Origin of the sequence: Enteroscipio rubneri (genome assembly GCF_002899715.1) — a bacterium.
Classification (GTDB): Bacteria; Actinomycetota; Coriobacteriia; order Coriobacteriales; family Eggerthellaceae; genus Enteroscipio; species Enteroscipio rubneri.
Genome location: NZ_PPEK01000025.1, coordinates 1 through 9,479 on the forward strand (window position 1 = coordinate 1; position 9,479 = coordinate 9,479).

General features: G+C 59.7%; 5 protein-coding genes. All 5 read right to left on the bottom strand.

The genetic code is table 11. The annotated features are described in order from the left end of the window. On the bottom strand, window positions 1–3,957 hold a 3,957-nt coding region (locus tag C2L71_RS11625; RefSeq protein WP_187143344.1), incomplete at its 3' end, for an RICIN domain-containing protein. Window positions 3,958–3,995: 38 nt separating this feature from the next. After that, on the bottom strand, window positions 3,996–5,447 hold the full coding sequence (locus tag C2L71_RS11630) for a S8 family serine peptidase (RefSeq protein WP_157938986.1): 1,452 nt from the start codon (window positions 5,445–5,447) through the stop codon (window positions 3,996–3,998). A gap of 292 nt (window positions 5,448–5,739) precedes the next feature. After that, on the bottom strand, window positions 5,740–7,482 hold the full coding sequence (locus C2L71_RS11635; protein WP_170042505.1) for a C1 family peptidase: 1,743 nt from the start codon (window positions 7,480–7,482) through the stop codon (window positions 5,740–5,742). A 40-nt stretch (window positions 7,483–7,522) separates the two neighbouring features. Next, complete coding sequence (locus C2L71_RS11640) at window positions 7,523–8,143, bottom strand: hypothetical protein (protein ID WP_103265929.1); 621 nt, start codon at window positions 8,141–8,143, stop codon at window positions 7,523–7,525. Then, complete coding sequence (locus C2L71_RS11645) at window positions 8,140–8,934, bottom strand: hypothetical protein (protein WP_103265930.1); 795 nt, start codon at window positions 8,932–8,934, stop codon at window positions 8,140–8,142. Before C2L71_RS11645 ends, C2L71_RS11640 begins: the two co-directional genes overlap by 4 nt. Window positions 8,935–9,479 lie beyond the last annotated feature (545 nt).

Sequence of the window (9,479 nt, forward strand, 5' to 3'; positions counted from 1 at the left end):
CGCCACGTCGAGCACGAGCGAGCCGCCCAGAGCCGAGCCGATGGTATACACGCCGTCGGCGACCGTCCTCGGGGCCTTCGCCGACGTCAGTCCGAACCTCTGTGCAGCGCTGCCGTTGGAGGCGTAGGTCTGAACGTTGGCGCCGTTGGCTGTGGAGCCGGCGGCCACGTCGAGCGCCAAGCCGTTCGCCTTGCAAACGAAGGTGAAGGTGCCGTCGGAGTTCTTCGATATGGCCCACTTCTGCGCCGCCGAGGACGTCGGGGCAGCTTGCCGCACGTTCGTCTTGTTCACAAGGTTGCCGTCAGCCGCCTCCAGGGGAAGCCCGCTTCTCAGGCTCGAGACGGTATAGAAGCCCTCCCCGTCATAGGATATGCGGAACTTCTGAGCGGCCGTGGAGTTGGAGGTGTAGATCTGGATGTTGGCGCCACTTGAGGTAGAGCCAGCCGCCACGTCGAGAACTGCGGAGCGGTTGGCGCTCATCGAAATGGAGTAGATGCCGTCGTCCACGGTCTTCGAGCCCGTCACGGCCGGATTCGTTGCTATCAAAGCGAAGCTCTGAGCCGTCGATCCGTTTGCGCGGTAGAGCTGGACGTTGGCGCCGTTGGAGGCATTCGCGGCCGCCACGTCGAGGACGAGATTCTGGTCAAGGGCTGAAGCTATACGATATGTTCCGTTCTTGTTCCTGGCAAGAATCCATTTTTGAGCGAGCGAACCGTTTGAGGTGTATTGCTGCACATTTGCACCGGATACGGTGGAGGCACCGGCAACATCGAGAGCCTTGCCTGACTTGGCATTCGTGAACGTATAGAACCCCGTACGTCCGTCAAAAGAAACCTGGAACTTTTGCGCCGCCGTCATATTTGATTCATAAAGCTGCACATTGGCCTTATCAGATGTGCTCCCCGCAACAATATCCAGAACCAACTTATCCGCTAAAGCAGATCGTATCAGATACGTGCCGTCAGCAAGCACCGCCGAAGACGCTATCCCAAACCGCACGCTGAACGAGTCCTTCACATTTCCGCTCTTGGCCGACACAACAACCGTCGGCGCATTTGCACTGCTCGCCGAGGCGACGTTCACGTTGTTTCGATACGACACCGCAACATCGCCCGACCCGAGCACGACGCCGCCCACCTTCACAGACCATCCTGCGGCCAACGTCTGCGCCTTGCCCGTGTACGTGCGGTCGGCAATGCCAGGCTTGGACGCACCCGCCTCGTAGAGCGCACCGCGTGAGATGTCGAGCGCCCCTACTCTCTGCACGAAGTCGCACGAACCTGCCATCTGCATTCCCTGCGCGGATACGCGAATCCTGCCAGGGTACGATCCTGCGGCAAGACCCGTTTTCGCCGTCACCGTGAAGGTTGCCTCTTCACCGGGGGCAAGCACGGTCTTCGACAGAGCTCCAAGCGAGAACTGACCCTCCCCCTGGTCGAACCCAAGGCTCAAAGCACGGATCTCGGATAATCCGTCGTTTCTCATGGTGAATAGAGCAGCATTTCCCTGTGAGTAGCCGTACGTCAAGTCGGCGAATCCGCTCTGACTGAGCGTAAGCGGACAAGCCTGCTGCACAAGAGCATGGCTTCTGACCGCTGCCTTGCCGATGGGGTTGCGTACGCCAACGACGACCTTGCCGCCAGCCACCGTCGACGATACCGTGTCGCCGGGTTTGTAGACCGCGCTCCCCACCTGGCTCCATACGTCCAGCGCATCAACCGATGCCACGAATGTCTTCACCGAAGCGGCTGTACCTTGGCCATCGACAACACTCAGATAGAGATAGCCGCCTGCCGCGACGAGCGAGCTGTCGAGCGAGTATTGCTTGAACTGGGCAAGCCTCACGGTTTTTTGGACAGCGCCGTTCGCGTCAAGCACATGCAGATACGGATCGCTGCGTGCATCTATATGCTGGTATACGTAGGTTGTCACCCCATCCGCAGCAGCGGTATCGTAATGCGCGCAACCGAGCACCTCGCTTCGAACGACCCAGGCACCGTCAACTAATTCAAAAACGGAACTGTTTCCCGCGTTGAAATCACCACATGCCACCGCCGGGTGGCCGTTGAGCGCAAACACCGTCGGTGCCACGATATAGCTTGCGGGCACTGCCGGGGCAGCGCTCACAAGCTTCTCGCCGACGAGCTTGAACAGTCTGGCGTTCGCGAAGCCGACATCGGCCAGAACATACAGATCGCGCCCGACAAACGAGATCACAGGCTCTCCAACGTACCCACCGGTATCCAGCTGGGCAACCGTGACCCAGGACGTGCCTCCGCCGTATCGTTTGAGAACGGCTTTCCCCGTTGAGTGATCGGTCGCAAGATAGTACAGCTTCCCATCGCCTGCAGCCAGCTGCCCGTTTTCCAGGTTAGTTCCCACGACGCCGCAATCCGTCCAGTTGATGCCGTCGTGACGCATGCCGCGGTGGGTGTACGCGCCCATGTCGCTCACCGACTCGGTTAAGGCATACACAGTAGCACCCTCGGAAACCACCTGCACATCCTTCACGTCGGTGCCGAACGAGTCCATCGTTCCGTCGGCGTTCGATACGCTGTCCCACAGATCCTGACTCGCATAATCGGGGTACGTCAGCGAGAACGTGATGGAATCCTCCGCCTGTTCCGTCGCCTCAATCACAATGCCGGAGTTCATTCCGTCCGAGTAGAACAGCGTGTTGTCAGTAACACCAGCATCGAAGTTGCTCGATCCGAGCGAGACGCGGCCGTTCGAGCTGACAAAATCTGCCGCCGTGAGCTGGGCGTTGCGCACGTCCCCTTCCGCCGCCCCCAATGACGTTTCCCCTGGCCGGAACACATACACATAATCATTGCCATCAACGTTTCCCTCTCCCGCAAAGGTAGGATTCACGCGATATACAACCAGTCCCGAACCGCCGATCCCCCGGTCAAGAGCCTGTCCCGATCCCTTCTTGCGGTATTCAGCCACAAAATACTCGGAATTGTTCAGAGGCGACTTGAACATGACCGCCTGTTGACGGCCGGTTCCAGGCTGATACAGTGTGTAGGTGCCAGAATCCGCCACTTCGGGGATGGAATCCAACCAACCGATCCCTTGGCGCGTCACGGCCAGGGGCCATGGATCCAGTGCGTCGGGAGCACCCATGATGTCCCACATCGACACGGGATCGCCGCTTATCGATTGACGATAATAGTCTTTTGCACCAAGCGTATGCAGGTATTCGTGCGCAAGGGTCCCTATATTCGCATGGCCCGACGAATTCAAATCTCCTGGCGTATCGCTGGCATCGATGACATTGTACGTCCCCACCTGCTTTGAGCCGAGCATGAGGTTCCAGCCGGCACCCTCCGCCTTATGGGGCCAGAGCCAATCGGACTGGGAAGCTGCGGAGCTCACTGCCGCCAGAACGACCAAGTTGTCAATGAGGCCGTCGCCATCGACATCGAGCTGGGCGGCATCATAGCCGGGATGGGCCGTATTGAATCCGGCGACGGTATCCGCTATCAACCCGTAGTCGGTATTGCCCGACCTGCCGGCATAGTCCTCCGCCGTGTAGGGAAGCGTGATGTATTCAACATGAACCCCATCGGCAGCTGTCTGCGGAAATACGCTCACAAGATCGTGTTTGCCTTCGGAGACAGTCTGCAGATAGCTGCGAAGACTTATTGTCACGTAGTCGTTCGATCCGTCCGTTTCGCTCGCGTTGAACTGGGCCCTCAGGTAATCCCATTCGGTCGTCATGCCCGCAATGCCGGCAGTGCGGAAGTCGGCGTTATAGCCGCTACCCCCATCACCGAGAGAATCACCCTTGAACCGCACCAAGAGAACGAGACTGCGAGCATTGCCTTCAGATCCCGCTTCAGGATTCGATGTCGGCGCAGGCTTGACGGCGTTGACGGCCGCCTGCGCATCGATGGCCCCCGCGCTGCCGTTCGCAACACCGCTCGCAGCGGTTCTGGCATCCTCGATCGGCACCGCCGTGCTCGTTATCGCGCGGACGGCTTCATCGACCGTCAGATCGGGATCGGCCGCCCACAACAGAGCGGCGATCCCGGCAACCAGCGGGACGCCATGGAGGTGCCGTTCAAAAAAGCATAGCTGCTCGACGAATCCTTATACGTTGAGAGCAGACTCACGCCGGGAGCGCCGATATCCTTGTATTCATTGTAATCGGCCCATGGCGAATAAGTTCTATCTTGATTAAGCGACGTCACCGAGAGACAGGCATCGAAATCCGATGGAAGCGAGCGCTCGGTCTTCGGCACGCCGTTCACGCCGTTACCGCCCGCGCACACGGTGAGCACATTATGCTCGGAACGCATCTTCTCAATCGCAGACTCGAATGCAGGATCGCTTTCCCCATAGAGCCCAAGGCTCATGTTGACGACCCGAAGATCGCTCAACGCGCCGCTCTTGATAAGGCCATCCAGATAGGTGTAGGCTTGCACGATCTTCGCGGTCGGGGCGCTGGCATTCGAAGCCTCATCGCTGAACACTTTGACGGGAAGCACCTTCGCGTTGTACGATGCCCCGGCGATTCCCACGGCATTGTTCGCCTGCGCCGAAACGATGCCGCAGACATGCGTTCCGTGACCGTTGTTGTCTCCTGCAGATACCGTCGGGCTGACATCGAGCGCAACGTCATGGTAAGCATCCCACGCATGTGCCGCGTCGAGCGTTCCCTGCAGGTCTTCATGATCGAGCCTGCAACCGGTGTCGAGCACCGCCACCGTCGCAGATCCATCGGATTTCGCGCTATCCCATGCATCGATCACGTTGCTATTGTACAGGTAGTACTGGTTCTTCCCCTCACGAGTGTCGATGCAGTAGGGATCATTCACGGTCGCCTTCGAAGCGGCCTCTTCCGAAAGGATCGACGCGCCCCCGTCCGCAACGCTCACATCGAACCCGTCGATCAGCTGGTAGAGATAGTTTGGCTGAACATACGCCACTCCGGGCGCACCGGACAGCTGCTCGACAGCTTCGTCAACCGTCGTGTCATCGGGAATTTCAGCCACCACGGTCGGCCCCACGTCGCCATCGGCAGGCGCGATCTCCTCGACCACCTGCACGTCAAGGCCATCCGGCTGCGCCTGGTCTTCAAGGCTGAATGTCTGCGAGCCTGACGATACCGCCGAGTCATACACCACAATGATCTCGCCGGGGACGACGTCGTCGCGCGGCTCATCGACGCTTTCCAACGATGGCTCAGTCGAAGTCGCATTCGCTGCATCCGAATGTTGAGCGAGGCCCTGGGCGGAAGGCTCTTCGGATTGCAACGAGGAAGACGAGTTGGGACTTGCCGCATCGGGTCCGGCTTCCTGAGATTCGCCCGTAACCGATGCGGATGGGTCGGATCCTTCGGCCGCCGCAGCCTGGGTGGAATCCGACGTGCCTTCGTTGTCTTGGGGGTCGGATGCCCGATCCACCTGCGAGGCGAGCGATTGTCCTGCATCATTCGACAAAGCGAGAGCAGGCGCTGGAATACTGAGAGAGAACGCAAGGATAAGTGCGAGGAATGTCCGGGATGCAACCCTGCAGAATGACGGCCGATCATCCGCGCTACGCGTTACGTCCATAGTGCAACTCCCGACCACGCATGAATTAGTACCTACGCAATAGCATTATACGGCAAATGAGGCCGGATTGGCTAGGGGGCTTGGAGGTTCGAAGACCCGATTCTGCCTTGAAGGTTGCCAAGCCCCTACCCCGGCGTCTGCTTCCAAACACCCATCCGGGCAGGCCACCTGCCACCCCTCATCCCTCATCCTGGCTATTCGCAAACGCCTTGATCAGCGCGTTGCCGTACTTCACCCTTATTCCCTGGTCGTACAGGCACGCCCGCGTGTCGAGCTCGGTCGCATCCCGCCAGCCAATGCCCTCATCGTAGCGAAAGCTCTCGCCCGCGTTCGCCCTCGCGGTCGTCTCAAGCTGGGAGAGGTTCGTCCACCGAAGCGAGCTCGCCTCGTCGGCGGGGGCGTTTTCGAAGTAGACCTGGTATACCGACTCGCCGTCCTCGCCGGGCGCCTCGATGGTCTCAACCACCGCAAAACGCTCATCGGCAGCCAAATCTACCGGCTCGTCCAGCTCCACGGTATGATAGCCCCCGTAATCGAACGTCTCGGCCGTATGCGCCACCAGTCGACCGTCGTCGGGAACCACCGCATCCTCGCCAAGCACGTACACCTCCACCTCCACGCTCGCCTCAGGTCGAAACGTCACCGCCGAGACGGCGCCAAGCTCCTCGTCACCATCCGCAACGAACACGTTCGCCGTCGACGCCTCGCCGTCGACGTACTCGGTATCCACGAGCATGGCGGACATGCCGAGATAATCGTACTGGTAGTTGCGCTCATACTCGAACCCGTCTTCCACGGCATCTCCTTGGAAGCTCATGAACTCGCAGGCGGTTTCGTCGTAATAGGAAAGGTAGAAGTACCCCGATGGCTCACCGTTCTCATCGGGCAAGCTCCACGTCCCCCTTCCCCAGCTGTTCTTGGCGATCCACGCGCCGTCACCGGCAGGCCGGCACCCCTCGGTGTAGTTGTCCTTTGAGTAGGCATCATCCCAGCCGACGATGGTCACCACGTGGTTCGGCACGATGAAATCGCGTTCGAACTCTTCGACGCCGGTCACGCACGATGCCCAGGTGTCGCGGTTGAAGTACGAGGAATTACCCTCTTCGCCAGGCACGCTCTGATCGGCATAGTACGACACCGACACGGCTCCATTCTCCATAATGGAGCGCTTGACGGCATCGACGGCCGCCTGGCTGTATACGTGCTCGCCGTCCTGCTCGATCACCGGCGTGGGCAGGAAGTCGACGTCGGTGAGATGGTTCCGCGCGTCGAACCGCAAGCTCTCGGCAACGCGCCAGCTCTCATTGCCAGCTTCCGTCGACCCCCGATCGTCAACATACGGCACCGTGGCCTGGTCCTCCGCGCCCGTCCACGACGCGAGCGTCGAGAGCGCCAGGTACGGCGATCCGGCCGCCATATGGTACACAGAGCTCCACTGCGGATCGAAGGTGCCGAGATTCGCCGGAGTCGCACCCTCCCCTTCCTGGTCGCCCGATCGCTGCACTTCATAGGCGAACCAGGCCAGATGATGCTCAGAATAGCCCGAAAAGCCCGCACGCGCCCCGTCATTTTGCATAAGCGCATTCGACTCGAGCGAGCCCAGCGCGCCGAACGCCCAGCAGGTGCTGAAGGGGCTCTGGTCCTCAACTTGCGCGACAAGCCCTTCTTCGCGCAGATCGAACTTCTCCGGAAAATCGTTCACAGCGAGCACGGCCTGCCCTGGTTCGCCATAGGTATACTCGAGCCATTCCGGCGAGATCGGCAGCAGGCCGCCGCTCTCCACCTCCGCCTCCGCCGATCGGTTGTCCCGCTCGTCCTGCAGGATCGCCCCGACGGCAAGCGCGATGCCCGCCGCCAGGACGATCAGCACGGTGAAGGCGAGCGCAAGCCGCAGCTTGCCATGCCTGCCTGTGTCCATCATGCCCATCCTCCCGCCGCACTATTTGAAGAATCGCAAACGCTTACGGCACAGCCGGAAGCGCGGCCGGAATGGCAAGGGTCGTGCAGTCGGCCTTTGAGGTTCCCGACGGGCTGGTTATGGTCATGGTTCCCTCACCGACGGTCACCTTGACTTCAGGACCCGCACCAGGAGCGACCGAATTGTACGCATCCGCGCTGGTGAGCATGTGCTCTTTAAACGCCTTCTTGCTCACTTTGCGCGCGATGCCGCCAAACAGCAGCTTGGTCAAAGCGCCGCCGAACTCGCTTGCGCTCTTGACCGGATCAGCCGAAGAGATGAGAGCCGGTACGCCCTTAAGCGACGAGATCGCATCTTCGCCGCCCATGATGACGTAGTCGCCGACCATGTTAAACACCGACGGAGCACTCGCATGCTCGACCACCTCATGCGCAGCATTGTGTGTCTTCCAGGTCAAAAGCCACCAGTCGTAGTTGGTCGTGTCGCCGAATCCCGTCGCGAAGCGCACGTTCTTCGTGCTGCTCTGAACACCCGGATCAAGCTGATCCCACATGAGAATGTCCACGGCGTCACTATCTCCGAAACGATGGGTAAGCACTACCTGCTCCATGCGCGCGCCTGTGTTGTTGACGATGGCCACGCGGGCCACCTGCGGCGTACTCATGATTGCGCCCCTTTCGCCGCAGAGGCAAGGACGTCTTCGGGCGTGAGCGCCTTGACCTCTTTCAAGGCCTTGGACATCGCATTGGCGCTCACACTCGGCGCGGCGCCGCGCACCGTTTCGATTGTCGGCGTCGGAACGGCGTCGGCCTCGAGCAGCTTCCAGCACAGCTGCAGCTCTTTGATGAAATCCATGACCTCGCCGATCGGCGGCTCATCTTCATTGTCCTTGCGCATCATGTCCACCACGCAGTGCAGCAGGTAGTCGATGCCCACTTTCTTGTGGTCCACGATGGACTTCGCCATGGTGTAGACGAACACGTTCTCCACGTCCTTTGCCAGCACGCCTTTCGTCGAAAAGGTGTATTTGTAGGCTTTCACGTCCACGCGCACGATGGAGTAGTTCTCGGGGAACACGAAGAACATATTCTCGGTGGTCTCGCCAATGGTGGTGTCGCCGATCAGACCCGACAAACCTTGCTTGACGATGGCCTTGAATCCCTGCTTTACGCCCGACTTGCCTTTGAAGAACTCGTTGACGGCCTCCATGATGGCATCGTCGCAGCCGTGCGAGATATTCACGTGCTGCGAATGGTGGTATTCGAACGCCTTGTCGCCCACGATTTCGATCGCGCCCGCCGTCTCCTTATTGCTGAGCATGACCTTGAGCTCGCTCTCGAACGTCTCGCACTTCGCCCGCGCCATCTTCTGCAGGAAGCTGAATTGCTCCTTCAGGCGCTGCTCTTCCTCGGTCTGGCCTGTCAGGCCCTTGATCATCTTGTCAATCTTTGCCATATCACAATCCTCTCCGCCCTTGTGGGCTTCCTCTGAAGAGCGCAGTTCGCCGCACGCGGGTTCAGACAGCCCGTCTGCCGCCGCGCAAGCCATCTGCGCGCGAGTCTTTCTGTGTTAATCCTCCCTTCTCATCGTTCATGGTCAATCCGTTCGCACAACGCACCTCGACCAGCTCGGTGCCGGCCAAAGGTTGCCCAATACCGCTCCTATCTGCGGTAATCGTGCGATTCTTTTTTGATCATAGATTATGAGAAGGCATAAGAAATGCCTGCGCGCATCCCAGAATGCGCGCAGGCATAAGTCAAGTCATTTTATCGTTAAACATTAAACTATATAAAAACTAATCTATAGACGGTCTTTCATTTGATAAAGGATACTCCGCGATGGCGGCGCCGATCCCCCAGGGCTCCCGCCTGAAGCCCTGCCGCCGAAGATAGCCGTTCGGCGATGCGGATGGCAGCGCGCCTCCGTGCCCGAAAACGAGAAAAGGGCCCCTCTCGGGACCCTCCGGCTCGTCGGCCGCGCACGATGCGCGGCACGGAATA